The organism is Micromonospora sp. NPDC049203, assembly GCF_043197215.1.
Taxonomy (GTDB): Bacteria; Actinomycetota; Actinomycetes; order Mycobacteriales; family Micromonosporaceae; genus Micromonospora.
In genome coordinates, this window is sequence record NZ_JBICSV010000001.1 from 523,120 (window position 1) to 549,765 (window position 26,646).

Here is a 26,646-nt window from a genome sequence, read left to right on the forward strand (position 1 = left end):
CTCAGGCCAGGTCGTTGACGCAGCGCAGCACCGGGCGACGGGTGAGCGCGTCGGCGTCCAGCGGGCCGGGCGCGTGCACGACGAACGTCGCGCTCTCCCCCGGCAGCAGCGTCACCAGGGCCCGGTCCACCCGCGCGGCCGGGTCCAGGCGATCAGGGAACAGCGTCAGGTCGCGCAGCACCGTCCGCGCGGTCACCCGCACCCGCCATCCGCCGTCGACCGGCTCGACGCTCGCGTCCCACTCCGCCCTCGGCCACCGCACGTCGCGGTCCTCGGCGAAGAACCACAGCGCCCGCTCCGCGCCGTCCCCGGCGTCCGCGACGAGCAGTTCGGCCCGGCCGTCGTCCGGCCGTGCCACCTCCGCCGGCAGCGCCAGCACCACCGATGAGTACGCCGGGACGTCGAGGTCGACCGAGGTCTTCGCCCTCGGCTCCCCGGTGAGGGTCAGCCGGGTGACGGTGGCCGGCCCGGTCCACGCGTCGGCTGTCTCGTTCACCGCCACCAGCGCCGGCCCGCCGTCGCGCGGCTGCACCGTCAGCAGCCGGTCGGCGTAGGCGCGGCGCAGCGCGTACCACAGGGGTTTGCGGCGGCCGTCGCCGTCGATCGCCGACCAGGAGGTGACCGGCCAGCAGTCGTTCAGCTGCCACACGACGGTGCCGGCGCAGACCGGCCGGTGCGAGCGGAAGTGCTCGACGCCGAGCTGGATGGCGCGGGCCTGGTTGAGCTGGGTGAGGTAGTGCCAGTCGTCGAAGTCGGCTGGCGGTGGCAGGTGCGCGTCGAGCCCGCGCCGGAGCTTGCGGTCCCCGTCTGCCGCCTTCTGGTGATGAGCCATGCCGGGCGAGTCGGGCGCGAGCGGATCGTCCGAGAGGGCCCGGCGCAGCGTCGCGTACGCGGGCGGCGCCTGGTAGCCGAACTCGGCCACGAACCGGGGCACGTAGTCCCGGTAGCGGGTGTAGTCGTCGGTGTTCCACACGTCCCAGATGTGCGTGGTGCCGTGCGCCGGGTCGTTGGGGTGGAGCTCCTCGCTGCCGGACCACGGGCTACCCGGCCAGTAGGGGACGGTCGGGTCCAGCTCGCCGACGATCGCCGGGAGCAGGTCCAGGTAGTAGCCGCGTCCCCAGGTGCGCCCGGCAAGGGGCTCCTGCCAGTCCCAGTCGTGCCAGCCCCAGATGTTCTCGTTGTTGCCGGTCCACAGCACCAGCGACGGGTGCCCGGCCAGCCGGGTCACCTGTTCGCGCGCCTCCGCCTCGACCTCGGTGCGGAACGGTTCCTCCTCCGGGTACGCCGCGCAGGCGAACAGGAAGTCCTGCTGCACCAGCAGACCGAGGGCGTCGGCGAGGTCGTAGAAGTCGTCCGACTCGTACCGGCCGCCGCCCCAGACACGCAGCAGGTTGACGTTCGCGCCGGCCGCCTGCGCGAACCGCCGCGCCAGGCGGTCGCGGGTGACCCGGTTGGGGAACGCGTCGTCGGGGATCCAGTTGACGCCCCTGACGAACATCGGGACGTCGTTGACGTGCAGGGCGAACGGGGTGCCGTGGGCGTCGGGCGTGGTGTCCAGCCGTACCGAGCGGAACCCGATCCGCCGGGACGCGGTGTCCAGCTCCCGGCCGTCGGCGCCGAGCAGGCTCACGTCGAGGTCGTAGCGCGGCTGGTCGCCGTACCCGATGGGCCACCACAGCGCGGGGTCCGCGACGGTGAGCGTCACGACGGCGGTCCGCTCCCCCGCCGGTACGGCGACCTCGGCGGTGACCCCGGCGACGGCGGCGCGGACGGTCAGCGGCTCGTCCGACGTCCGCTCGACCTCGGCGCACAGCTCGACCCGGCCGACTCCGCCGGCCACCGTCACGAGCGGCCGCACCGACGCGAGCCGGGCGGTGGACCAGGCGTGTAGGCCGATGTCGCGCCAGATGCCGGCGGTGACGAGGGTCGGTCCCCAGTCCCAGCCGAAGTTGCAGGCGGTCTTGCGGATGAAGTGGAACGGCTCCGGGTACGCGTTCGGCCGGTCGCCGAGCCGGTACCGGTGCGCCTCGGCGTACCGGTACGGGGAGTCGAAGCGTACGGCCAGGGTGTTGCCGTCCGGGCGCAGCAGCGCGCGGACGTCGAAGCGGTACGAGCGGTGCTGGTTCTCGGTGCGGCCGACCTCGACGCCGTTGAGCGTCACTGTGGCGACCGTGTCCAGACCGGCGCAGACCAGGTCGACCCGGTCCTCGTCACCGGGCTGCCAGGCGAACGTGGTCTCGTAGGCCCAGTCGGTGCGGCCGATCCAGGCGAGGCGGTTCTCGTTGTCGTCCAGGTACGGGTCGGGGATGAGCCCGGCCGCCAGCAGGTCGGTGTGCACACAGCCGGGCACCGTGGCCGGCACCGCTGCCCCGGCGATCTCCGGCGGCACCGCCGGGCCGCGCTCGGCCCGCAGCGTCCACCCCTCGTGCAGCAGCGTTCGACGGCTCACGACTTCACCGCGCCTTCCATGATTCCGCGGACGATCTGACGTCCACCGACGAACAGCATGACCAGCAGGGGGACGGTGGCGATGAACGCGCCCGCGAGCACCCGCCGGTAGATCACGTAGTTGCCGCTGGCCAGGTCGGAGACCGCCACCATCGACGTCGGGTAGTCGGTGCCGCTCAGCGTGATCAGCGGCCACTGGAAGTCGTTCCAGGTGGCCACGAACGTGAGCAGGCCGAGCACCGCCAGCGCCGGGCGGATCGCGGGCAGCACTATCGTCGCGTACACCCGCATGGTCGTGGCACCGTCGACCCGGGCCGACTCGATCAGCTCGTCCGGGACGGTGTTCACGATGAACTGCCGCATGTAGAACACGCCGAACGCGGTGACCAGGCCGGGCGCGATGACCGCGAGCAGCGTGCCGTTCCAGCCGAGTTTGCCCATCACGATGTAGAGCGCGACGATGCCGAGCTGGTTGGGCACTGTGAGCGTGAGCACCACGAACAGCATCAACGCACGGCTGCCCCGGAAACGCAGCTTGGCGAAGGCGAAGCCGGCCAGCGAGCAGAAGAACAGCACCGAGGCGGTCACCGCCGCCGAGACGATCACGCTGTTGACGAGCGACGCGGCGAAGTAGACGTCCTGGAGGGAGAAGACCTCGTCGACGTTCGTGAGGAACCGGTCGCCGGGGATCACCGCCGGTGGCAGCTTCGCCAGCGCCTCGTCGTCACTCGTGGCGATGACGAACATCCAGTAGAGCGGGAACGCGGCGAACAGCATGCTCACCGCGAGCAGCAGGTAGGTCCAGAGCCCGGCCGGGGTGTCCTGTGGCGCGCGGGCCACCACGCGTCGCGTCGTCACCGGCGGCCTCCGGAGAGTCGGTTCGTCAGCAGGTAGTTGAGACCGGCGACGACCAGGATGATCAGGAACAACGCCCAGGACATCGCGGCGGCGTAGCCGAGGTTGAGGTCCTTCCAGCCGACCTTGTAGATGAGCTGCGCGATGGTCTGCCACTCGCCGTCCGGCCCGCCGGTCGCGGCCTGGGCGTTCGGGTCGAACAGCATCGGCTCGGTGAACAACTGCAACCCGCCGATGGTGGAGAGGATGACGGTGAACAGGACCACCGGCTGGATCATCGGCACGGTGATGCGCCAGAGCTGCTTCCACTGCCCGGCGCCGTCGATCGCCGCCGCCTCGTAGACGTCGCGCGGGATGGACTGCATGGCGGCCAGGTAGAGCAGCGCGTTGTAGCCGATCCACTTCCAGTTGACCATGGTGGCGATGGCGATCCAGGCGTGCAGCTTGTCCGCCCGCCAGTCGATCGGGTCGTCCGGGCCGCCGACGCCGAGCAGGCCGAGCGCCCAGTTCGCCATGCCGAAGTCGCGGGAGAAGAAGACGCTGAACACCATCGTCGAGGCCACGATCGGTGTCACGTACGGCAGGAGCACGCCCACCCGCCACCAGGTCTGCGCCCGCAGCTTGCGGTTGAGCAGCGACGCGACGAGCAGCGCGAGCAGCAGTTGCGGGACCGTGGAGAGCAGGAAGATGCCGAACGTGTTGACCAGGGCGTTCCAGAAGTCCTCGTCGGCGAACAGGCGGCTGAAGTTCTCGGTGCCGGCCCAGTACGGCAGCGTCGGGTCGTCCAGCCGGTAGTTGCGCAGCGACACGACCGCGTTGAACAGCAGCGGGAACAGCCCGAACACGACGAAGAGCAGGAAGAACGGCGCGATCATCAGGTACGGCATGTAGCGCATGTCGAAGCGGTACAGCCGGTCCCGCCAGCTCATCCGCCGGTCGCCGGCGCCGGTACGGCCGGGCTTGCGCGCGGGTGGGCGGCCGGGCGGCGCGGGCGCGGCACGGGTGCTGGACATCTGTTCACTCCAGGGCCGGGAGATCGGACGGCGACGGGGCGGACCGGGCCGCCCCGCCACCGCTGACACGTCAGGACTTGGCGGCCTTCTCGGCCTCCTTGACCGCCTCGGACCAGGCGGCGTCGGACTTGAGCGACTTGTTCTCCACCCGCCGGATCACGTTCTCCACAGCCACCCGGGTCGGGCCGTTCTTGCGGCCCAGGTACTGCGGGGTGAGGCCCTGCGCCATCTTCGGGAAGATCTGGCCCACCGGGGCGTCGTTGAAGAACGGGTTCGTGAAGTCGGCGATGGCCGGATCGGTGTAGAGCGCCGGCTGCGACGGCAGGTTCCCCACCTTCTTGAAAATCTCGATCTGCTGCTCCGGCGCGACCAGCCAGGTCAGCAGCTTGTACGCCTCGTCGACGTTCTTGCCCTGCTTCGGCAGGGTCAGGAAGGAGCCACCCCAGTTGCCGCCGCCACCGGGTACCGCGGCGATGTCCCACTTGCCCTGGGTGCCGGGCGCGGTGTCCTTGATGTGGCCGAGCATCCACGCCGGGCAGGCGAGCACCGCGAACGCGCCGCTGGTGAAGCCCTTGTCCCAGTCGGCCTGGAAGCTGACCAGGTTGGCCGACAGCCCGGCGCCCACGGCCTTGACCGTGTAGTCGAACGCGACCTTCGGGCCCTGCTCCATCCGGAGCTGGTCCTGCTCGTCGTAGAAGCCGACCGGCTGCTGGCCGAGGATCGGGTTGAACAGGTTGGTGCCGGCGTCGATGAACTTCTTCTTCGTCGTGGCTGTGTACTGCTGGCCGACCTCGATGAACCTGTCCCAGGTGGGCCAGAGCGCTGACACCTTGTCGCGTTCGGTGGGCAGGCCGGCGGCCTTGAACAGGTCGGTGCGGTAGCACATGGCCAGGCCGCCGACGTCGGTGCCGAGGCCGATCTGCGTCTTGCCGTCGGCCGACAGCGACTGCCTCCACTTCCAGGGCAGGTACTTGCTCTCGTAGGAGCCGGCACCCTTGTCGAGCAGGTTGACGAACTTGTCCGACTGGCTCCGGAACTGGACCATGAAGCCCTCGTCGATCGCCGCGATGTCCGGCGCGCCGTTGCCCGCCACGAGCTTCTTCTGCAGGTCCTCGTGCTGGGCGTTGTACTCGCCCGAGTTGAGCTGGATCTTGACGTTCGGGTGCTCGGCCTCGTACTTGGCCTTCAGGTCCTGGAGCCCGAAGTCGCCCCAGAAGTTGATTTTCAGCGTCACCTGACCACCGGCCGAGTCCGAGCCGCCGGTGGTGCTCCTGCCGCTGCAGGCGGCGACCATGACCAGGCTGACGGCACCGACGGCGGCCACCCGCGCCAGGTGCGTCCAGGACCGTCTCATCTCATCCTCCGCGCCAAATGGGAACGCTCCCGACATCGAGGAACGTTGACTGAACCGGATAAGTGACGCCACCGTACGGTCCTCATTCATGACTGTCAACGGGCGGTTACCGATGTTCTCGTCCGGCAATCTCACCGCCGCTCACCACGGTGGTTCGGCCGTTCACGGCAGGGCGGCCGGCGATCGGCCCTCTAGGCTGAACCGCGCAAGCGGCGAGCGCCGTAGGCCGCCCGCCGCCACCACCGGTGGCACCCCGGCCCGGCGCGGCGTGCAGTAGCGTCACCAGACGCCGGTGATCCGGCGACCGCAAGTGCCCGCGAGGGCCGGACACAGTGGAGGAACGCTTCGGTGAAGCGGCCGACCATCGCCGACGTCGCCCGGCGTGCCGGGGTCTCCAAGGGCGCGGTGTCGTACGCGCTCAACGGCCAGCCCGGGGTCTCCGAGGCGACCCGGCAGCGGATCCTCGCCATCGCCGCCGAGATCGGGTTCCGTCCCAGCAGCGCCGCCCGCGCGCTGTCCGGCGCCACCGCCAAGGCGGTCGGGCTGGCGCTGTGCCGCCCCGCCCGGATACTCGGCATCGAGCCGTTCTTCATGGAACTCATCAGCGGCGTCGAGGCCGAACTGTCGGCCCGCTCGTACGCGCTCACGCTCCAGGTGGTCAGCGACCAGGACGCCGAGATCGCCGTCTACCGGCGGTGGTGGGCCGAGCGCCGGGTGGACGGCGTGCTCGTCTGCGACCTGCGCACCGACGACCGGCGGGTGCCGGCGCTGGAGGAACTGCAACTGCCGGCGGTGGTGATCGGCGGGCCCGGGCACACCGGCGGCCTGGCGAGCGTCTGGGCCGACGACGCTGCGGCCCTCGTCGAGACCGTGGAGTACCTGGTCGCGCTCGGCCACCGGCGCGTCGCCCGGGTCGGCGGGCTGCCCTCGCTGCTGCACACCGAGATCCGCACCGAGGCGTTCACGGCCGTGTGCCGCCGGCTCGGGCTGGACGAGGCGGCCACCGTCTCGTCCGACTACACCGGGGAGGAGGGCGCGCGGGCCACCCGGCGGCTGCTCAGCTCCCCCGGCCGGCCGACCGCGGTGATCTACGACAACGACGTGATGGCGATCGCCGGGCTCTCCGTGGCGCAGGAGATGGGCCTGAGCGTGCCCGGCGACCTGTCCATCGTGGCCTGGGACGACTCGCCGCTCTGCCGGCTGGTGCACCCGCCGCTCACCGCGCTGGGCCGGGACATCCCGGCGTACGGCGCGCACGCCGCCCGCCGGCTCCTCGCGGTCATCGCGGGCGAGCCGGCCGCCGCCGTGCAGGACGAGACGGCGCACCTCACGCCGCGCGGCAGCACCGCCCCACCGCGTACGAGCGCTCGCTGAACCGGTTCAGCTCAGCGCGTGGTGGACGGGTACTCCTCGAACCACGCCTCGACCCGCTCGGCGGTCGCCGGGCGGGCCAGCGCGAACCCTTGGCCGTACCGGCAGCCCGCCCGGCGCGCACCTGCCACCTGCCCCTCCGACTCCAGCTCCTCGACCACCAGCTCCACCCCGAGCCGGTCGGCCAGGTTCGCCACCACGTCGATCAGCGGGCGCTGCCCGTCCCCGCCCGCGCCGACCAGGTGCGGGCCCACCTTGATCAGGTCGATCGGCAACCGGCGCAGCTGCGCGAGCGAGGCGTGCTCGGCCCGGAAGTCGTCGAGCGCGATCCGCACGCCGATCGACCGCAGACCGGCCAGCCGGGGCACCACAGTGGACAGCTCGGCGCCCACCACCGGCTCGGACACCTCCACCACCAGCCGGTCCGGCACCACGTCGTAAGCGGCCAGCGCGGTGGCGGTACGCGCCACGAAGTCCGGCGCGGCCAGCTCCCGCGGCGTCACGTTCACCGCCATCCACAGCTCGCGACCGCCGTCCGACCACGCCGCGAGCTGGCGGCAAGCTCGATCCAGCACCCACCGCCCGATCTCACCGGTCAGGTCGAGATCGGCCGCCACCGGCAGCAGCTCGGCCGGCAGCACCGTGCCCAGCGCCGGGCTGCGCCAGCGCAGAAACGCCTCGGTGCCCACCGGCATCCGGTCCGCGAGCGCCACCACCGGCTGGTAGACCAGGTCCAGCTCACCGCGCGCCACCGCACCGGGCAGTTCCCGCTCCAGGTCCAGGCGGCGGACCAGTTGCTCCTCCAGGTAGGCGTCGTACCACTCGACCCGGTCCCGGCCGAGCTGCGCCGCCCGGCGGCGGGCCAGGTCCGCCTGGCGCAGCACGTCCTCCGGATCGCCGCCGCTGGTCTCGGCCAGCCCGACGCTCACCCCCAGCCGGACGACCCCGCCGGGCCGGGGGTACGGCTCGGCCAGCGCCGCCAGCAGCCGCAGACCGAGCGCGTACGCGAGCACCGGACCGAGGTCGGTGAGGACCGCGTGCTCGGTGTCGCCGAGCCGGGCGACCAGATCGTGCGTCTCGGAGCCCGCCCGCAGGCGACGCGCCGCCTCGATGAGCACCGGCCCGTCCGGCACGGCGCCGCCCGTACCGTGCAGGTCGACGACGAGCAGCGCGCCGCCGCTGCGGTGCGCCATCACCCGGACCAGATCGGCGCGCGTCAGCAGCACGGGCCCGGCCGTCCCGGCGGCCGGTCCGAGCCGGCGCCGCAACCACGCCTCGCGGGCGGCGAGCCGCTGCACCCGGCGGCGCTGGTCGGCGGCGGCGAGCAGTTCACCCACCATGATCGGCGGTATGACGGCCAGCCCCAGTGCCATCGCGCCGGTGCTGAACTCCCCGGCCGCGCCCAGGTGGATCCCGGCGGCGAGCCCGGCGATCCCGGCCGGCGCCGTGAGGCGCGGCCACGCGGCAGACGCCACGTCCCGATCCGGCCGTTCCCCGCCCGAGGTGCGCCGGACACCGGCGACTGTGAGCAGCGCCCCGGCCACCAGCGGCGCCGCGACGACCGGCAACGCCCGGTCCGGCGCGTCGTACGCCAGCAGCACCACAAGTAGCGTCAACCCGCCGATTGTCAGCGCGGCCCCGGCGTGGCAGCGCGCGGCACCCGGCCGGCGGCGGCGTTCGGCGACCGCCACCACAGTGAGCACGGCGAGCACCACCGCGCCGCCCGTCGCAGCGGTCGCGGCGACGGCCGGGACCGGGCCGCCCGGCAACAGCATCCAGCCCGCGAAGACCAGGCTGACGCCGAGCGCGAGCACGTCGACGGTACGGCGCACCAGCTCCGGACCGGACAGCCGCGACCGGCCGGGCAGGCGCAGCAGGGCCGCCACGTGCAGCGGACCGGTGAGGGACAGCCCGGCCAGTGCGATCGGCAACCGGTGCGCGGGGGCGCTCAGCGGCAGCACCGCCACGGTGAGCCCGGCGGCCAGGACGGCGGCGTCCAGGAACGCGGCGACCCGGCGCGACAGCGCGGCCCGGCGAGCCCGCCGCCCGGTCACGGGCCGATCCGTCGGCGCATGCTGGTCGTTCGACGCGGGCAGGTTGTTCGACGCGGGGCGGCCGGTCGGCGCAGGCAAGCCGTTCGGCGCGGAACGGCCGGTCGGCGCAGGCAAGCCGTTCGGCGCGGAACGGCCGGTCACTGCGGGACCGTCGGCAGGTGCGGGATGGTCGGCCGGCGCGGCGGCTCCGGCCAGCCAGGCGAGCCGGACGCAGGCGAGCGCGAAGCCTCCGGCGACGGCGAGCGCGGCGGCGGCCGGGCCGGGCAGGGCACCGGCGACGCCCGCCAGGAGGAAGGCCGCGCCGATGAGCGACACGGCGACATCGTGCAGGGCTGATCGCCGACGGGGGGCGACGGGAGGGGGGACGGGCACGGCGGTCGCCTTCGTGAGGGGGCACGGGGGCGGTGCGGTTGCGGTACGCGGTACGACGTGCGGGCTGGCGGGGCGCATCGGCGGGGACCACTGCGGCCACGCCTAGAAACGATCCCGGAAGCGCCCAGCAACGTCACCCAGCCAGTGACATCCGTCACACCGCCCCTCCGCAGTGCCGGCTCACGATCGCCTGCAAGCCGCTCACTCCCGCCGATCCCCCCGGCCCACCAGACCTTGGAAGCAAACGGCCCCCCAAGAGGCCCAACGCTTCCAAGATCTCCGACCCGCGCAGATCTTGGTATCGGACCGCCCCGGGAGGGGCGGAGCCGTACCAAGATCGTCGGTGGGCACCGGCTACGCGGTGCGGCGAGCGGTTCGGACGGGGTGGCTCGCACGGCGGGGGACTCGGACGGAGGGTGGCTCGGACGGAGGGTGGCTCGGACGGGGGGTGGCTCGGACGGGGGTGGGGACGCCCGCGGGGTGGGGTGGGCTGGGCGGGTGGGATCATCGGGGGGTGAGCCGCGCCGATACCGTACGTTTCCGTCACAACCAGGCCATCCTGGTCGCCGCGATCGTCGCCACCATCGGCGCGCTTCCAGTGGCCAGTGCCCGCTGGTGGCTGCTCTGGGTGTTGCTCGTGCCGCTCGCCGTCGTGGTCTGGGCGTGGCGCGCCGGCACCGACGCCGACGCCCGGGAGCTGCGACTGCGGGCGCTCGCCGGGCAGCGCCGGGTGCCGTGGAACCGGGTCGCCGAACTCGCAGGTGATCGCAAGGGACGGGCCGTCGCCCGCCTCGACGACGGCGAGGTGGTGGTGCTGCCGGCGGTACGCGCCACCGAACTGCCCCGGCTGATCGCCGTCACCGGGCAGGAGCTACCGGACGCCGAAGCCGATCGGTGAGCAGGGATCAGTAGCCGTCGACCACCCGGTTCGTCAGCTCCGCCCCGGCCACGTACCGGCGCAGTTGCTCCCCCACCAGCCGGTACGCGCGCGGCAGCAGTCCGCGTACGGAGCCGCCGACGTGCGGGGTGAGCAGCACGTTCGGCAGCTCCCACAGGGGATGGTCGGCGGGCAGCGGTTCCGGGTCGGTGACGTCCATCGCCGCGCGCAGGCGACCCGAGGCCAGCTCGGCGACCAGCGCCGACGTGCGGGCCACCGGACCGCGGGCGGCGTTGACGAGCAGCGCGCCGTCCGGCATCGCGGCGAGGAAACGCTCGTCGACCATGCCCCGGGTCTGCTCGGTCAGCGGCACCAGCAGCACCACCACGTCCGCCTCGGGCAGCAGCGCCGGCAGCTCGTCGACGCCGTGCACGCCCTGGCCGGGGCGCGGCGTACGGGCCACCAGCGTGAAGCTCACCTCGAACGGGGCGAGCCGATCGCGTACCGCGGTGCCGATCGAGCCCGCGCCGACGATCAGCACCCGCTTGCCGGCCAGCTCGTCGGTGGGCGCCACCTCGTCGTACGCCCACTCGCGCCGCGCCTGCGCGCGGGCCAGCGGCGCGAACCCGCGTAGCGAGGCGAGGATCGCGGCGACCACCCATTCGGCGGTGGGCGAGTCGTGCACGCCCCGGGCATCGCAGAGCGTCACGCCGTCGGGCATCCGTCCCGCCCAGGCGTCCGCGCCGGCGGAGAGCAGTTGCACCACCTCGACGTCGGGCAGCTCGGCCAGGAGCGCGCCGGCGTCCGGGCCGGACAGGAACGGCGGAACCCAGAACCGCATCCCGGCCGGGGAGGACGGAAGCCGCCGGGGGTCGTCCAGCACCTCCACGGTGACGCCGGGCGGCAGCTCGCCGAGCAGTCTGCGGCCCTCGGGGTGCGGGATCCATGCCTTCACGACCGCCGACGATATCGGCCCCGGGCCGGCCGGCGCGGCGTGACCCGTGACGAACACCGCGCCGGGAATGGAGTGGCGGCCCAGCGGGGTATAACCGAGAGCGGGATGCCGCTCGGGTGTTCCGCTTGCCGAGGGCGGTGGCGATGAGCGAGGACGGCCGGGGACGGGTGTCCGTGCCGATTCCGGCGCTCGCCGATCCCGACCGATTGCGCTCACTCGACGAGACCCGGCTCGACGCCGTACCGGACGAGGCGTTCGACAGGTTCGCCCGGCTGGTCGGCGACCTGCTGGACGTGCCCGTCGCGCTCGTCTCCCTGGTGGACGCCGACCGTCAGTTCTTCCCCGGCGCGACCGGGCTGCCGGAGCCGTGGGCGGCCCGCCGGGAGACGCCGCTGACCCACTCGTTCTGCCAGCACGTCGTCGACGTCGAGATGCCGCTGGTGCTGCCCGACGCCCGCCTCTCCCCCCAGGTACGCCTCAACCTGGCCGTCGAGGACCTGGGCGTGGTGGCGTACGCGGGCATGCCCCTGACCGACCTGGACGGGCGGGTGCTCGGCTCGCTCTGCGCGATCGACAGCAAGCCCCGGGCCTGGACCGGGGAACAGTTGCGTACGCTCGCCGACCTGGCCGCCGCGTGCTCCTCCGAGCTGCGGCTGCGCATCGCGGTCCGGGGTGCCGAGGAGGCGCGCCGCCGCGCCGAGGAGGCGCACGACCGGCTCGCCATGCTGGCCGGTATGAGCGAGATGCTCGGCGGCACGCTCGACGTGGCCACCGCCGTCGACCGGCTCGGGCGCGCGATGGTGCCGCTGCTCGCCGACTGGTGCCTGATCACGCTCGTCGACCCGGCCGGCCGGCCACGCACGGTCACCGGCCTGCACCGGGACGCCGAGCGCGCGGCCGACGTGACCCGTTTCGCCGGGCTGCTGACCACCGGGCTCAGCGCGGAGTCGCAGATCCGGTCGGTGCTGCGTACCGGGCGGCCGGCGGTGCGGGCCACGGCCGACCTGGACGACGTGGCGCGCGGCACCACACGCCCGGAGCTGGTGCCGCTCGCCGACCGGCTCGGCATCGGTTCCCACCTGACCGTGCCGATCACCGCCGTCGGGGACCGGGTGATCGGGGCGGTCACGCTGGTCAACCGGCCCGGACGGCGCGGTTTCGACGCCAGCGACCTGCGCACCGCGCAGGACATCGGGGTACGCGCCGGACAGGCGGTCGGCAACAGCCGCCTCTACGGGGAGCAGCGCCACGTCGCCGAGGTGCTCCAGCACAGCATGCTGCCGAGCCTGCCGGCCGTGCCCGGGATGGAACTGGCCGCCCGCTACCTGCCGGCCGCCGACCGGGTCGAGGTGGGCGGCGACTGGTACGACGCCTTCGTCCAGCCCGACGGCGAGGTGGTCGCCGCGATCGGTGACGTCGCCGGGCACGACATCGAGGCGGCGGCCACCATGGGCCAGCTGCGCAACCTGGTGCGGGGCAACGCGTACGGGCGGGACGATCCGGTGGAGGACCTGGTGACCCACCTCGACCGGGCCATGGGCGGGCTGCGGGTGCCCACCGTCGCCACCGCCGTGCTGGCCCGGGTCCGCCCGGCCGCCGGCGGGCTGGTGGTCTCCTGGTGCAACGCGGGACACCCGCCGCCGCTGCTGGTCCGCGCCGACGGTTCGGTAGCGGTGGCGGACGGTCGCGGGCCGCTGCTCGGCCTGGCCCGCCCGCCCCGGCGCACCGGCCGGACGCTGACCCTGGCTCCCGGCGACACGCTGCTGCTGCACACCGACGGGCTGATCGAGCGCCGGGACCAGCCGATCGACGAGGGGCAGGCCGAGCTGCTCGCCCATCTCGGCACCGCCGGGCCGGGCGTTTCGCTGGACCTGCTCTGCGACCGGCTGCTCGCCGCCGCACACCAGCGGGAGGACGACGTCGCCCTGCTCGCGCTGCGGGCCGGCTGAACAGCACTCCCCCGAACGGGCCGGGTACGGGCCGCCGTCCGCGCGACGCGCCCGGTTCGCCGGTCCACACGGCTAGGCTGGGGCGGGTGAGCCCGCGTCTTGCGTACCCCCGTGTCAGCCGCCTCCGGACGGCGCTGGCGGCGTCCTGCGCGGCGCTGCTCCTGGGCGCCGCCGGCTGTGCCCTCGGCGAGCCCGAGCCGGATCCGGCCGGCGCCCCGCCCAACCTGCCCACACCGTCGAGCACCGCGAGTCCCGGCGGGGCCGGCCAGCAGGCGGTCGCCACGGTGCTGGCCAAGGGGCTGGAGGTGCCGTGGGGCATCGCGTTCCTGCCCGACGGCGGCGCGCTGGTGACCGAGCGGGACAAGGGGCGGATCCTCCAGGTCGGCCCGGAGTCCGGCCCGGAGGGCCTGGCGGTGCGGCCGGTGCAGACCGTGCCGGACGTCGCCGCCGGCGGCGAGGGCGGCCTGCTCGGCATCGCGGTCTCCCCGGCGTACGAGCGGGACCGCACGGTCTTCGTCTACTACACCGCCGAGAACGACAACCGGATCGCGAAGATGCAGCTCGGGCAGGCGCCGAAGCCGATCCTGACCGGCATCCCGAAGTCCGGCACGCACAACGGCGGCGGGCTGGGCTTCGGCCCGGACGGCCACCTCTACGCGAGCACCGGGGACGCCGGGCGCACCGAGAACGCCCAGGACGCCAAGAGCCTCGGCGGCAAGATCCTCCGGATCACCCCGGACGGCAAGCCGGCGCCGGGCAACCCCACCGCCGGGTCGCCGGTCTGGTCGACCGGCCACCGCAACGTCCAGGGCTTCGCCTGGACGCCGGACAAGAAGATGTACGCGGTGGAGTTCGGCCAGAACACCTGGGACGAGATCAATCAGATCAACAAGGGCGGCAACTACGGATGGCCCCGGGTCGAGGGGCGTGGCGACGACAAGCGCTACGTGAACCCGATCACGCAGTGGCCCACCGGTGACGCGTCCTGCTCCGGCCTGGCGGCGGCGGACCGCGTGCTCGTCGCCGCCTGCCTGCGCGGCCAGCGGCTCTGGCTGGTGGAGCTGGCCGGCAACGGCACCGTCCTCGGTCAGCCACGCGACCTGCTCACCGGCCGGTACGGTCGGCTACGGGCCGTCGCGGCGGCGCCGGACGGCTCGCTGTGGGTGAGCACCTCGAACCGGGACGGCAGGGGCACCCCCACCGCCGAGGACGACCGCATCCTGCGACTCGTGTTCGCCGACGGGGGCGCCGGCCGGAGCTGATCCGGGCCGGGCGGGTTTGTCAAGATCGCGCAAGGGGCAGGTCAGGATCTCAGCATGGACGGCCACGAGAACGAACAGCACCGCACCGGGGACGAGACGTCTCCGGAGCGCGGGCGTGCCCGCCGCGTGACGGCGTGGCGGCCCGGTAACCGGCTGCGCCGGCTGGGTGTCGTGCTGGCTCTGCTCGCTGTCACACTCGGCGGCATCGTGATCGGCACGTACGCGGGCGGCCACGTCGGCACCGACATCGGCCCGTTCCGCGCCGAGCTGAAGCTCAGCCCGTCACTGAGCGGCGGCACCACCGTCGACATCCCTCCCCTGGGCGCGCTGCTGCTGGACAGCCACGACGGCCCGGCGTACCTCACCGTCGAGGTGGGCTCGCTGGACCAGGGGCGCACCGAGGCGCTCCTCGACGACCCGGCCAGCATCAGCCGGGCCAGCCAGTCGGCGGTGCAGGACGTCCGCGACGGCGTGATGCGGCTCGGGCTGCGTACGCTCGCCTCGGTGGTGCTGGCCACGCTGATCCTGGCGGCGCTCGTCTTCCGGGACGTCCGGCGTACCGCGTGGGCCGGCGGTATGGCGCTCGTCATCACGGCGGGCAGCCTCGGGACGGCGGCGAGCACCCTGCGCCCGCAGGCCATCGAGGAGCCCCGGTACGAGGGCCTGCTCGTCAACGCGCCCGCGATCGTCGGTGACGCTCGGCGGATCGCGAACGACTACACCAAGTACGCCGAGCAGCTCCAGCGGCTGGTCGGCAACGTCAGCAAGCTCTACACGACCGTCTCGGCGCTGCCGGTGGTGCAGCCGTCGCCCGGCACCACCCGGGTGCTGCACGTGTCGGACATCCACCTCAACCCGACCGGCTGGCAGTTGATCCGTACCGTGGTCGAACAGTTCGGCATCGACGTGGTGGTCGACACCGGCGACATGACCGACTGGGGCAGCGAGCCGGAGGCGTCGTTCGTCGGCTCGATCGGCCTGCTCAAGAAGCCGTACGTGTTCATCCGCGGCAACCACGACTCGCCGCGTACCGCCGCCGCGGTGGCGCAGCAGCCGAACGCGATCGTGTTGAACAACTCCGTCACCACAGTCGGCGGGCTGACCATCGCCGGCCTCGGCGACCCCCGCTTCACCCCGGACAAGGAGACCTCACCGGCCGGGAGCGGCCTCACCTCGGCCGTGGCCGACCAGGTGATCGGCGCCGGCGAACAGCTCGCCGCCACGATCGAGAAGTCGCCGCGCAAGGTGGACATCGCGCTCATCCACGATCCCGCCTCGGCCGGCCCGCTCTCCGGCACCTGCCCGCTCGTGCTCTCCGGGCACACCCACTCCCGGCAGGTGTCGAAGCTGCCGCAGGTGGAGGGCAAGCAGCCGACCACGCTGATGGTGCAGGGCTCGACCGGCGGGGCCGGGCTGCGCGGCCTGGAGGGCGAGAAGCCGACTCCGCTGACCATGACGGTGCTCTACTTCGACCAGCAGAAGCTGCTCCAGGCGTACGACGACATCACAGTCGGCGGCACCGGGCAGTCGCAGGTCAACCTGGAGCGGCACGTCATCCGCGACCCGGCAAAGGGTGACCAGGTGCCGGTCACCCCGACCCCCACCCGCGGCCCCTCCGAGTCGCCGTCGCCGGGTACGACCACCCTGAGCCCCACCCCCACGAGCTGACCGTCCCGGATCCTCGCCTTCCTCGCGGCCACGCCGGGCGCCCTGCCGCGTGACACCCGGTCACTGCGCGTCATGAAGCCGTCCGGCACCGGGATGCCCCACCGCCGCCTTTGCTCTGCACCCATCGGCGCGGCAGGCACCGAGAGTCACCGCGCGGATGGGTGCAGAGCAGCGAGCGATCCATTCCGCCCCAGCTCAGGGTGGTGCTGCGGATTTGGCTGCAGAGCAAAGGCGGCACGAGGCCATACCTCCGACCGCAGAGGCAGTCACTTTCCGCAACCGAAATCGCTTATGACCTTCCGTTACGGCAGCGGGCTGTCGTGCCACCCGGACCGGCCGGCAGCGACCCGCCGTCGTCGCGAGCCGGCGCAGCCGCGCAGCCGACAGACTGGGCGCGAGCCGGCGCGCTGGCGAGCCAGCGAGCCGACCGACCGGGCGCGAGCCGTCAGCGCAGCGCGATCGCGGCCAGCGCGGCGTTGACGATGCTGCCGGGCAGCAGGTCGTGCAGCTCGTACAGCTCCCGGACGCTGCCGGACTGGCCGAACTCGTCCACGCCGAGCGGCACCGCCGGGGCGCCGACCGCCGAGCCGAGCCAGGCCATCGCGTGCGAGGCCGCGTCGTGCACGGTGACCACCGGCACCCGGTCGGCGAACGCCGACCGCAGCGCGCCCGGGACGCTCGGCACGGTAGCGGTCCGCACACCCTGGCGCAGCGTCCGCTGCCACGCCCGGTAGAGCCGGTCCAGGCTGGTCACGTCGACCACGTGCGCGGCCACGCCCTCCTCCGCCAGCTCCGCGGCGGCGGCCAGGACCTCCGGCAGCACCGCGCCGGAGGCGGCGAGCTGCACGACCGGGGCATCAGCCAGATCGGGGTACGCCTGGTGCGCGTCGACGAGCCGGTACGCGCCGGCCACCACCTGCCGCCGCAGCACCGCGTCCCCGAGCCGCGCCCGGGCCGCCTCGAACGGCGCCTGGTCGACCGGCCGGGTGCTGAGCCGGAAGTAGTACGCCCCGTCCTCGGCCGGCGCGGCTGTGGCGGCCGGTGCGGCACCACCGGCGATCTGCCCGAGCGCGTCGCAGAGCAGCCAGTCGAGGCTGCCGGCGTACGCGGGCTCCAGGAACGTCACCCCCGGCAGCTCCAGGCCGACCGACGCGGTGATGGTGGACTGGTGCGCCCCGCCCTCCGGGGCGAGCGTGATGCCCGACGGGGTGCCGGCCACCACGAACCGGGAACCGGAGTACGTCCCGTAGAGGAACGCGTCCAGACCGCGCAGCACGAACGGGTCGTAGACGGTGCCCACCGGCAGCAGCGGCTGACCGGACAGGTCCCAGGACAGGCCGAGCTGGCCCAGCAGCAGGAACAGGTTCATCTCCGAGATGCCCAGCTCGATGTGCTGCCCGGCGGGGCTCTCGGTCCAGCGCAGCATCCGGTCCTCGGTCCAGGAACGCTGCTCCGTCGGGGCGAACACGCCCGTCTTGTTGATGAACCCGGCCAGGTTGGTCGAGGTGGCCACGTCCGGCGCGGTGGTCACCAGGTAGGGCGCGACCTGCGGATCGCGGGCCAGGTCGACAAGCACCCGGCCGAAGGCCTCCTGGGTGGAGACGGGCTTGTTCGCGCGTACCCTCGTGGTCTCCGGAACGGTGACGCCCAGCGCACGCTCGCGCGGCGGGCGGGACAGCGCCTCCCGGCGCTCGCCGGCCCGGATACCGGCCGGGGACGCCGGGTCGAGGCGGTCCCACTCGGTCTCCGGCGTCAGGCCGTGCGCGGCGCGCAGCGCGTCGACCTGCTCGGTGGTGAGCAGCGCCGAGTGGTTGCGCGGGTTGCCGGCGATGGGCAGGCCCCAGCCCTTGACCGTGTACGCGAACACGACGCTGGGCCGGTCGGTCACCGCGTCGCACTGGGCGTACGCGTCGAGCATGGCCTGCGCGTCGTGCCCGCCCAGGTCGGTGACGAGCGGGCCCAGCTCGTCGTCGCCGATGTCGGCGACGAACGCGGCCACCTCGGCCGGGGCGCCGTCCAGGAACTGCTTGCGCAGCGCGGGCCCGGCCAGCCCGAACAGCGACTGGTACTGCTCGTTGGGCATCCGGTCGATCCAGTCGCGCAGCGCCGCGCCACCCGGCCGGGCGTACGCCTCGGCGAGCCGACGGCCGTACTTGACCTCCACGACGTGCCAGCCGGCCGCCTCGAACTGGCCGCGCCACTGGTTGATCCGGATGCCGGGGACGACCCGGTCCAGCGACTGGCGGTTGAAGTCGACGAGCCACATCACGTTGCCGAGCCCGGTGGTGGCCGGGTCGGCGACCGCCTCCCAGATGTTGCCCTCGTCCAGCTCGGCGTCGCCGATGAGGGCGACGAACCGGGAGTGCGGGCGCGGGCCGAAGTGCGCGTCGACGTAGCGGCGGGTGACGGCGGCGAACAGCGGCGCGGCGGCGCCCAGGCCGACCGAGCCGGTGGAGAAGTCCACCTCGTCCGGGTCCTTGGTCCGCGACGGGTACGACTGGAGCCCGCCGCGTGCCCGCAGCTTCGGCAGGTACGACCGGTCGAGGTTGCCCAGCAGGTACTGGATGGCGTGGAACACCGGCGAGGCGTGCGGCTTCACCGCGACCCGGTCCTCGGCGTCCAGGTGCTGGAACCAGAGCGCGGTCATCGCGGTCACCAGCGAGGCGCTCGACGCCTGGTGGCCACCGACCTTCACCCCGTCACCGGTGTCGCGGTCGTGGTTGGCCGCGTCGACGATGCGGGTGGCGAGCCAGAGCACCCGGCGCTGGATCTCGTCGAGGACGTCGAGGTCGTGCTGGTTCACGGTGACTCCATCCGGGCGTCGCCGTTGACGCCCCGTGAGTGGGGTGAGGCGTTAGGAAGGGCCCCTTCCCATGCACCAGGCGTTAAGAAGGGGCCCTTCCTTGCACGTCAGGCGCCGAGGCGCGCCAGGATCAGCTCGCGGACGGTCTTCGCGTCCGCCTGGCCGCGCGTGGTCTTCATGACCGCGCCGACCAGCGCGCCGGCCGCCGCGACCTTGCCGCTGCGGATCTTGTCGGCGATGGCCGGGTTGGCCGCGATCGCCTCGTCCACGGCGGCGGTGAGCGCGCCGGTGTCCGAGACGACCTCCAGGTTGCGGTTGGTCATGATCTCGGTCGGCGAGCCCTCGCCGGCCACCACGCCCTCCAGCACGGTACGGGCCAGCTTGTCGTTGAGCTTGCCCGCGTCGACAAGGCCCTGAAGCTCGGCGACCTGAGCCGGGGTGGCGCCCACGTCGGCCAGCTCCACGCCGGTCTCGTTGGCGCGGCGGGACAGCTCACCCAGCCACCACTTACGGGCCGCCGCAGGGGTCGCGCCGGCAGCCACAGTCGCCTCGATCAGCTCGACCGCGCCCGCGTTCACCACGGACTGCATGTCGAGGTCGGACAGGCCCCAGTCCTGCTGGATCCGCTTGCGGCGCAGGCGCGGCAGCTCCGGCAGGGCGGCCTTCAGCTCGGCCACCCACGCGGTGTCGGGGGCGAGTGGCACCAGGTCCGGCTCCGGGAAGTACCGGTAGTCGGTGGCGGTCTCCTTGGACCGGCCCGACGTGGTGTCGCCGGTGTCCTCGTGGAAGTGCCGGGTCTCCTGCGTGATCCGGCCGCCGGCCTCCAGCACCGACGCCTGGCGCAGCATCTCCGAGCGCACCGCCCGCTCGACCGAGCGCAGCGAGTTGACGTTCTTCGTCTCGGTGCGGGTGCCCCACTCCTCGCCCGGGCGGTTCAGCGACGTGTTGACGTCGCAGCGCAGCGAGCCCTCCTCCATCCGCACGTCGGAGACGCCGAGCGAGCGGATCACGTCGCGCAGCTCGGCGACGTACGCGCGGGCGACCTCGGGCGCGAGCGCGCCGGTGCCGGGAATCGGCTTGGTGACGATCTCCACCAGCGGGATGCCGGCCCGGTTGTAGTCGACGAGCGACTCGGTGGCGCCGTGGATGCGACCGGTGGCGCCGCCGACGTGCAGCGTCTTGCCGGTGTCCTCCTCCAGGTGCACCCGCTCGATGCCGATGCGGACCAGCTCGCCGTTCACCTCGACGTCCAGGTAGCCGTCGGAGCACAGCGGCTCGTCGTACTGGCTGATCTGGAAGTTCTTCGGCATGTCCGGGTAGAAGTAGTTCTTCCGGGCGAACCGGCACCACTCGGCGATGGAGCAGTTCAGCGCCAGCCCGATCCGGATGGTCGCCTCGATGGCGGCCTTGTTCGCCACCGGCAGCGAGCCGGGCAGGCCCAGGCAGACCGGGCAGACCCGGGTGTTCGGCTCGCCGCCGAAGTCGGTCGGGCAGCCGCACCACATCTTGGTGTTCGTGCCCAGCTCGACGTGGGTCTCCAGGCCGATCACCGGTTCGAAGCGCGCGACGACCTCGTCGTACGCGGGCAGTGTCGTCGTCATCTGAGCTCCAGGCGCGATCCGGACAGAACCGTTCCAGCCTAATCGGCTGGCCCGGCCACCCCGCTGCCGGGCTTCGAGATCACCGCGTGGACCGCCCCGACGCCCCGGCCCGGCCCGGGCGTCACTCGGGTGGGGTGAAGGTCCGACGACGGTTGTACGCCAGCACGAGCAGGATGCCGCCGACGGAGAAGGCCACGACGCTCAACAGCAGCAGCACGAGCGGCGAACCCGGCCCGGTGGCCGGCAGCCACGTGCCACTGGCCTTCGACGGTGACGGCGTCGGCTGGGGCGTCGCCGGGCTGCCCTCCGACGGCGTGGCGGCCGGATCGCTCGCGGTCGGCGTGGCCGTCGGGTCGGTCGGAGCGGGCGTCCAGCCGGTCGGGGTCGCCGTCGGGGTGCCCGGGGTCCGGGCGGCGACGGTCAGCGACACCTGCTTCGTGGCGCTGGTGCTGTGCCCCTTCGCCGCGACGGTGAAGGTGAACGTGCCGGCGCTGCCCGGTGTGCCGCTGAGCCGGCCCTTCTCGTCGAGGGTGAGGCCGTCCGGCAGGGCCCCGGCGGCCAGGGCGAACACGATGTCCGAGTCGCCGTCGGCGGTGAACCGGAAGGAGTAGTGCTTACCGACTGTGGCGGCGGGCGGTTCGCCGGAGGTGAAGGCGGTCGCCGCCACGGCGACGACGACGGTGGCGTCCTGCTCGTCGAAGAGGCCGTTCTTGTCGGTCATCCGCAGCGTGAACGTGTATGTGCCGGCTGTGGTCGGCGCACCGCCGAGCGACGTACCCACCACCAGCATCCCCGGCGGCAGGCTGCCCGAGACCACCGACAACCCGTACGGCGCGGCGCCGCCTGTCGCCTCGACCGTGTGGATCGCGTACACCCGGCCGAGGTACATGGGAGACCGGGGCTTGCCGGACGTGATGACGACCTTCGGCTGGCGTACCTCGATCGTCGCCGTCTGCTCGTCGAAGAGGTCGTTCTGATCGGTCATCCGCAGCGTGAACGTGTACGTGCCGACTGTGGTCGGCGCGCCACCGAGCGACGTACCCACCACCAGCATCCCCGGCGGCAGGCTGCCCGAGACCACCGACAACCGGTACGGCGCGGTCCCGCCTGTCGCCTCGACCGTGTGGATCGCGTAGACCTGCCCGATGACCATGACCGACCGGGGCTTACCCGAGGTGATGGTGACGGTCTCGGTGGCGGCGGTGACCGGTTGCGCGGTGGCCGGCTGGGCGACACCCAGCAGCAGCGCGACGGCCATCGTCAGGGCCATGACCGGGCGAAGTGTCCCCATCGCACATCCAGGTCTCGATCGGAGCCGCTCGCATCCGCCAGCGGACCGTAGTCCAGTCGATCCAGCAGCCTCGAATCCTATTCGACCAGTGCCAGTGACAGGTGGCAATCCGCTGTTCGGTGATCACCGTGTCGGTACGGAGGCGGGTGGCCCGCCTCCGTACCCCCGGTTTCTAGAGCGTCGGCGGGGTGAGCGTGCCGACGGCGTTCTCCAGCGCGGCGGCGACCCGGTACATCCGGTCGTCGGCCATGGTCGGCGCCATGATCTGGAAGCCGACCGGGAGCCCGTCGGACAGGCCGCACGGCACCGAGATGGCCGGACCGCCGTACAGGTTCGTCGGGATGGTGAACAGGTCGGCCAGGTACATCTGGTACGGGTCGGCGGTGCGCGACCCGATCGGGAACGCCACGAACGGCGTGGTCGGCGAGATCAGCGCGTCGACCTGCTCGAACGCGCTGGTGAAGTCCCGCGTGATCAGGGTGCGGACCTTCTGCGCCTGGCCGTAGTAGGCGTCGTAGTAGCCCGACGAGAGCGCGTACGTGCCGATCATGATGCGGCGCTTGACCTCGGGGCCGAAACCGGCCTCGCGGGTCAGCGACATGACCTCCTCCAGCGACCGGTTGCCGTCGTCGCCGACCCGCAGGCCGAACCGGACGCCGTCGAACCGGGCCAGGTTGGAGGAGCACTCGCTCGGCGCGATCAGGTAGTACGCCGGCAGCGCGTACTTGAAGTGCGGGCAGGAGACCTCGACGATCTCCGCACCCAGCTTCGCCAGCGCCTCGACCGACTCGCGGAACGCGGCCATCACGCCCGGCTCCGCGCCCTCACCGGTGAACTCGGTGACCACGCCGAGCTTCACGCCGGTCAGGTCGCCGGTGGCGCCGAGCCGCGCCGCGGCCACCACGTCCGGCACCGGTGCCGGGATCGAGGTGGAGTCGCGCGGGTCGTGACCGCCGATCACCTGGTGCAGCAACGCGGCGTCGAGCACGGTACGCGCGCACGGGCCGGGGGTGTCCAGCGACGAGGAGAACGCCACAAGGCCGTAGCGGGAGGTGCCGCCGTAGGTGGGCTTCGCGCCGACGGTGCCGGTGACCGCGCCGGGCTGGCGGATCGAGCCGCCGGTATCCGAGCCGATCGACAGCGGCGCCTCGTACGCGGCCAGCGCCGCCGCGCTGCCACCGCCCGAGCCGCCCGGGATCCGCTCCAGGTCCCACGGGTTACGGGTCGGCCCGTACGCCGAGTATTCGGTGGAGGAGCCCATCGCGAACTCGTCCATGTTCGTCTTGCCGAGCATCACCGTGCCGGCGGCGCGCAGCCGCTCGACGATCGTCGAGTCGTACGGCGGGCGCCAGCCCTCCAGGATCTTCGACCCGACGGTGGTCGGCACGCCCTTGGTGGTGAGCACGTCCTTCACCGCGACCGGCACACCGGCCAGCGGGCCCAGCTCCTCACCGGCGGCGCGACGCTCGTCCACCGACCGCGCGGCGGCGAGCGCACCCTCGGTGTCGACGTGCAGGAACGCGTGCACCCGGTCGTCGACGGCGCCGATCCGGTCCAGGTGCGCCTGGGTGACCTCGACGGCGGAGGTCTCGCCGCTCGCCACCAGCCCGGCGATCTCGACGGCGCTCAACTTCGTCAGGTCGGTCATGCCGGCACTCCCGCTGCGCTCGCTCATGAGGCCACATCCTCGTCCAGGATCCGCGGGACGCGGAACCGCTGCTCCTCGGCGTCGGGGGCGCCCGACAGCGCCTCCTGCGGGGTCAGGCCCGGCCGCACCACGTCCTCGCGGAGCACGTTCGTCAGCGGCACGGAGTGGGACGTCGGCGGGATGTCCGCCGCGGCTACCTCGCCGACCTGCGCGACCGACTGGAGGATCACATCCAGCTGGCCGGCGAAGGTGTCCAACTCCTCCTCGGTGACGGCGAGCCGCGACAGTCGCGCGAGGTGCGCGACCTCCTCGCGGGAGATGGCGGCCATCGGTGCCCCCTTCGTGGCTGTCCTGAGACGTCTGGCGGTGGGCCGGCCGCGCGTACGGGCGTGCTCGATGACGCGCGGTGACCGGAGCGAGTCTATTGTCCCGCCGTCACGACGACGCCTTCGACTCCCCCTCCGGCGCCGGAGCTCCACGGCTGCCCGCCTCGGCCGGGCGCACCGGACGGTAGCGGGACAGCCAGGCCACCAGGTCCTCGGCCGGCATCGGCCGGGCGTGGAACCAGCCCTGCGCCACGTCGCAGCCGGCGGCGTGCAGCAGCCGCCAGGTGCGCTCGTCCTCCACGCCCTCGGCCACCACGCGCAGCCCGAGCGCCCCGGCCAGCTCGATCATCGAGCGGACGATCGCCGCGTCGTCCGGGTCCTCGGCCATTCCGAGGACGAACGACCGGTCCACCTTCACCTCGGACAGCGGGAGCCGGCGCAGGTGTTGCAGCGACGAGTAGCCGGTGCCGAAGTCGTCGAGCGCGATGCCGACACCGATCCGGTGCAACTGGGTGATGCTGGCGAGCACCCGCCGTGGGTCGGCCATCAGCGCGCCCTCGGTGATCTCCACCTGGAGCCGCTGCGGCGGCACGCCGTACCGGGTCAGCCGGTCGGCGATCTGGTCGGCGATCTCGCCGGTGTGCAGGTCGCGGACGCTGACGTTGAGCGCGGCACGCAACGTGAGCCCGGCCGCCGACCACTTGGCGAGCTGCTCCACCACGTCGTCCACCACGCGGCGGGTCAGCAGCCGCATCACCGCGCTCTGCTCGGCGACCTGGATCAGCTCGCCCGGGTCGACCATGCCCCGGCGCGGGTGCCGCCAGCGCAGCAGCGCCTCGACGCCCACCACCTCGCCGGTGGCGATGGCGATCTGTGGCTGGTAGTACATGGTGATCTCGCCCGGGTGCCCGGCCTGCTCCTCCGGCCCGCCGGCGGCGCTCCCGTCCGCGGTCGGCCCGATGACGCCCGGCGCACCGGTGCTGACGGCCACCTGCGCGTCGTGCGCGGCGTCGGTCCCGTCGGCACGGTCCGGCGTGGCTTCCCCGCCACCGACCACGAACGGCGTGACCACCGGCCCGGCGGCGGCGCCACCGGGAGCGGCCCGGCGGCGGATCGGGTCGGCGCCGGTGAGGATGCGCTCGATCAGGTCGTCCTCGTGCCGCTCCTGCGCGCGGTCCCGGCGGCGCCGCAGCCACCGGTTCGACCCGTCGCCGGACCGTCCCCCGCCCGCCCGTCCGCCGCCCCGGCCTCCGTCGCGCGCCGGGCGCTGGTTGCGCGACGGCCGCTCGGCCCGGGCCGGTCGCGCGCCCGGCAGCGCCGGCTCCAGCGCCGCTCCGTCACCCCCGCGTACGCCCACCGTCTCCCCGGCCGACGCGGACGGGCCGGACTCCAGCACCCGCCGCAGGTCGGCCAGCAGGCTCAGCCGCTCGGCCGAGTTGTGGTCGGACTCCGGCGCGTAGACCGCCACCGTGTCGTTGCGGTGCTTCGCGTCGTACATGGCCACGTCGGCGTGGCGCATCAGGGTCGCGAAGTCCTCGCCGTGGTCGGGGTAGAGCGCGATGCCGATGGCACCGCCGACGTCCAGCGGCAGCCCGTCCAGCGGCACCGGCTCGGCGAGCGCGGCGACCACCCGGTCGGCCCGCTCGCGCGCCTGGTCGATGTCGGTGAGCCGGGGCACCACGATGGCGAACTCGTCGCCGCCGAGCCGCGCCACCATGTCGCCGCCGCCGACCGCGCCCATCAGCCGGGCGCTCACCTCGACCAGGAGGCGGTCTCCCACCGCGTGCCCGAGCGCGTCGTTCACGTGCTTGAACCGGTCGAGGTCGAGCAGCAGCAGCGCCAGGTGCGCGTCCGGCGCGCCCCGGGCGGCCCGCTCGCCGTGCAGGTGCACCTGCTCGGCCACCTCGGTCAGCAGCGCCTTGCGGTTGGGCAGCCCGGTGAGCGGGTCCACGTCGGCGAGATGTTCCCGTTCGTCGGAGAGCCGGGCCATCCGGTAGACCGCGAACAGCGGCACCAGCACCAGCGGGATCAACGCCGCGCTGGCCCGGGCGGCGGCCACCAGGACCGGGGCCAGCAGCAGCAGCGAACCGGTGGCCAGCAGCTCGTAGGCAAGGCCGCTGCGGAAGCTCGGCCACCACCGGTCCCCGAAGCGCAACCGGACCGCGGAGCTGACCAGCCCGTAGTTGACCACGAACCAGGCCACCGTCGCGCCACCCACCGCCGCCACGTCGGTCCAGCGCAGCCCGCCGTCGTCGAACAGCTCGCCCGGGCCGAGCCGGGTGACTGCGTACGCGGCGGCGAGCGCGCACGCGTACTGGGCGGCGTTGAAGCCGGTGCGCCAGGGGGCGTACCCGAGCCGCCAGCCGCTGACCGCGACCGCCACGGCCTGCACCGCGACGGCCGGACCGAGGCCCCAGCCGAGCAGGATCGCGAAGGTGAAGCAGGTCGACGGGAACACCGCCGAGGTCTGCCGCCGGCCGGGCGGGACGAACGGGCGCGCGTCGCAGGCGACGGCGAGCGCCGCCATGGTCCAGAAGGCCGCCGGCAGCTCGGTCAGCCGGTCGGCGAGCCTGACGAGCGGCACGGCCGACACCAGTAGGGCGACCGCGCCGATCGCGCCGACGAAGCCGAAGAACGGCCCGCTCCGCCCGGGCGGGACGGAGTTACGCGGATCGCCGGTCTCCATCGCACCTCCCGGGGAACGTCCTGGCGCGCGCCGTCACGCGTCGTACGCCAATGAAACGCCCTCCGAGGCGGTTTCCCCGACACGACAGTCACGAATCGGTCGTAGTCGTAATT

General features: G+C 73.2%; 17 protein-coding genes. 5 read left to right on the forward strand and 12 right to left on the reverse strand.

What is annotated here, in order from left to right; all coding sequences use genetic code 11:
- Nucleotide 1: 1 nt before the first annotated feature.
- The 4 genes from ACGFIA_RS02450 to ACGFIA_RS02465 all read right to left on the reverse strand — a co-directional run bounded on the left by ACGFIA_RS02450 (nucleotide 2) and on the right by ACGFIA_RS02465 (nucleotide 5,670).
- Nucleotides 2–2,449, reverse strand: coding sequence for a glycoside hydrolase family 2 protein (locus ACGFIA_RS02450; RefSeq protein ID WP_357476270.1), 2,448 nt, complete (start codon nucleotides 2,447–2,449; stop codon nucleotides 2–4).
- On the reverse strand, nucleotides 2,446–3,306 hold the full coding sequence (locus tag ACGFIA_RS02455) for a carbohydrate ABC transporter permease (RefSeq protein WP_357388213.1): 861 nt from the start codon (nucleotides 3,304–3,306) through the stop codon (nucleotides 2,446–2,448). Before ACGFIA_RS02455 ends, ACGFIA_RS02450 begins: the two co-directional genes overlap by 4 nt.
- Complete coding sequence (locus ACGFIA_RS02460; RefSeq protein ID WP_357388215.1) at nucleotides 3,303–4,316, reverse strand: sugar ABC transporter permease; 1,014 nt, start codon at nucleotides 4,314–4,316, stop codon at nucleotides 3,303–3,305. The genes ACGFIA_RS02455 and ACGFIA_RS02460 overlap by 4 nt, the downstream gene beginning before the upstream one ends.
- A 70-nt stretch (nucleotides 4,317–4,386) precedes the next feature.
- Entirely contained in the window at nucleotides 4,387–5,670 is a 1,284-nt protein-coding gene (locus ACGFIA_RS02465) for an extracellular solute-binding protein (protein ID WP_357388217.1), read from the reverse strand.
- 348 nt (nucleotides 5,671–6,018) lie between these two features.
- Here ACGFIA_RS02465 and ACGFIA_RS02470 point away from each other — a divergent pair, with 348 nt between their 5' ends.
- A complete protein-coding gene (locus ACGFIA_RS02470; RefSeq protein ID WP_357388219.1) occupies nucleotides 6,019–7,044 on the forward strand; it encodes a LacI family DNA-binding transcriptional regulator in 1,026 nt (341 codons plus the stop codon).
- Nucleotides 7,045–7,055: 11 nt separating this feature from the next.
- On the opposite strand, the gene ACGFIA_RS02475 is transcribed toward ACGFIA_RS02470, so the two are convergent.
- Nucleotides 7,056–9,410 carry an EAL domain-containing protein gene (locus ACGFIA_RS02475; protein WP_357476272.1) on the reverse strand — a complete coding sequence of 785 codons (2,355 nt, stop codon included), beginning with the start codon at nucleotides 9,408–9,410 and terminating at the stop codon, nucleotides 7,056–7,058.
- A 571-nt stretch (nucleotides 9,411–9,981) separates the two neighbouring features.
- On the opposite strand from ACGFIA_RS02475, the gene ACGFIA_RS02480 reads away from it, so the two are divergent.
- Entirely contained in the window at nucleotides 9,982–10,365 is a 384-nt protein-coding gene (locus ACGFIA_RS02480; protein ID WP_357388223.1) for a PH domain-containing protein, read from the forward strand.
- A 7-nt stretch (nucleotides 10,366–10,372) separates the two neighbouring features.
- On the opposite strand, the gene ACGFIA_RS02485 is transcribed toward ACGFIA_RS02480, so the two are convergent.
- Complete coding sequence (locus ACGFIA_RS02485) at nucleotides 10,373–11,299, reverse strand: 2-hydroxyacid dehydrogenase (RefSeq protein WP_357388225.1); 927 nt, start codon at nucleotides 11,297–11,299, stop codon at nucleotides 10,373–10,375.
- Between the two features lie 143 nt (nucleotides 11,300–11,442).
- Here ACGFIA_RS02485 and ACGFIA_RS02490 point away from each other — a divergent pair, with 143 nt between their 5' ends.
- From ACGFIA_RS02490 to ACGFIA_RS02500, 3 genes are all read left to right on the forward strand, one after another.
- Nucleotides 11,443–13,248, forward strand: coding sequence for a SpoIIE family protein phosphatase (locus ACGFIA_RS02490; RefSeq protein WP_357476274.1), 1,806 nt, complete (start codon nucleotides 11,443–11,445; stop codon nucleotides 13,246–13,248).
- An 86-nt stretch (nucleotides 13,249–13,334) separates the two neighbouring features.
- Entirely contained in the window at nucleotides 13,335–14,510 is a 1,176-nt protein-coding gene (locus ACGFIA_RS02495) for a PQQ-dependent sugar dehydrogenase (RefSeq protein WP_357388229.1), read from the forward strand.
- Nucleotides 14,511–14,564: 54 nt separating this feature from the next.
- Complete coding sequence (locus tag ACGFIA_RS02500; RefSeq protein WP_357476277.1) at nucleotides 14,565–16,178, forward strand: metallophosphoesterase; 1,614 nt, start codon at nucleotides 14,565–14,567, stop codon at nucleotides 16,176–16,178.
- A gap of 445 nt (nucleotides 16,179–16,623) precedes the next feature.
- Here ACGFIA_RS02500 and ACGFIA_RS02505 read toward each other — a convergent pair whose 3' ends face one another.
- The 6 genes from ACGFIA_RS02505 to ACGFIA_RS02530 form a co-directional block, all read right to left on the reverse strand.
- Nucleotides 16,624–18,981 carry a pyruvate dehydrogenase gene (locus ACGFIA_RS02505; RefSeq protein ID WP_357388231.1) on the reverse strand — a complete coding sequence of 786 codons (2,358 nt, stop codon included), beginning with the start codon at nucleotides 18,979–18,981 and terminating at the stop codon, nucleotides 16,624–16,626.
- 107 nt (nucleotides 18,982–19,088) lie between these two features.
- Nucleotides 19,089–20,582, reverse strand: coding sequence for an Asp-tRNA(Asn)/Glu-tRNA(Gln) amidotransferase subunit GatB (gene gatB, locus ACGFIA_RS02510; protein WP_357388233.1), 1,494 nt, complete (start codon nucleotides 20,580–20,582; stop codon nucleotides 19,089–19,091).
- 121 nt (nucleotides 20,583–20,703) lie between these two features.
- Complete coding sequence (locus ACGFIA_RS02515) at nucleotides 20,704–21,852, reverse strand: putative Ig domain-containing protein (RefSeq protein WP_357388235.1); 1,149 nt, start codon at nucleotides 21,850–21,852, stop codon at nucleotides 20,704–20,706.
- A 193-nt stretch (nucleotides 21,853–22,045) separates the two neighbouring features.
- Nucleotides 22,046–23,521 (reverse strand): Asp-tRNA(Asn)/Glu-tRNA(Gln) amidotransferase subunit GatA, encoded by a 1,476-nt coding sequence (gene gatA / locus ACGFIA_RS02520; protein WP_393258597.1) that lies wholly within the window; start codon nucleotides 23,519–23,521, stop codon nucleotides 22,046–22,048.
- 23 nt (nucleotides 23,522–23,544) lie between these two features.
- On the reverse strand, nucleotides 23,545–23,850 hold the full coding sequence (gene gatC / locus ACGFIA_RS02525) for an Asp-tRNA(Asn)/Glu-tRNA(Gln) amidotransferase subunit GatC (RefSeq protein WP_013284468.1): 306 nt from the start codon (nucleotides 23,848–23,850) through the stop codon (nucleotides 23,545–23,547).
- A gap of 106 nt (nucleotides 23,851–23,956) precedes the next feature.
- Nucleotides 23,957–26,533 (reverse strand): EAL domain-containing protein, encoded by a 2,577-nt coding sequence (locus ACGFIA_RS02530; RefSeq protein WP_357388237.1) that lies wholly within the window; start codon nucleotides 26,531–26,533, stop codon nucleotides 23,957–23,959.
- Between the last annotated feature and the right edge of the window lie 113 nt (nucleotides 26,534–26,646).

Coding starts and splice junctions, on each gene's coding strand:
- ACGFIA_RS02500 (WP_357476277.1), top strand. CDS start 14,565: ATGGACGGCCACGAGAACGAACAGCACCGCACCGGGGACGAGACGTCT.
- gatA (WP_393258597.1), bottom strand. CDS start 23,521: ATGACCGACCTGACGAAGTTGAGCGCCGTCGAGATCGCCGGGCTGGTG.
- ACGFIA_RS02515 (WP_357388235.1), bottom strand. CDS start 21,852: ATGGCCCTGACGATGGCCGTCGCGCTGCTGCTGGGTGTCGCCCAGCCG.
- ACGFIA_RS02490 (WP_357476274.1), top strand. CDS start 11,443: ATGAGCGAGGACGGCCGGGGACGGGTGTCCGTGCCGATTCCGGCGCTC.
- gatB (WP_357388233.1), bottom strand. CDS start 20,582: ATGACGACGACACTGCCCGCGTACGACGAGGTCGTCGCGCGCTTCGAA.
- ACGFIA_RS02465 (WP_357388217.1), bottom strand. CDS start 5,670: ATGAGACGGTCCTGGACGCACCTGGCGCGGGTGGCCGCCGTCGGTGCC.
- gatC (WP_013284468.1), bottom strand. CDS start 23,850: ATGGCCGCCATCTCCCGCGAGGAGGTCGCGCACCTCGCGCGACTGTCG.
- ACGFIA_RS02530 (WP_357388237.1), bottom strand. CDS start 26,533: ATGGAGACCGGCGATCCGCGTAACTCCGTCCCGCCCGGGCGGAGCGGG.
- ACGFIA_RS02460 (WP_357388215.1), bottom strand. CDS start 4,316: ATGTCCAGCACCCGTGCCGCGCCCGCGCCGCCCGGCCGCCCACCCGCG.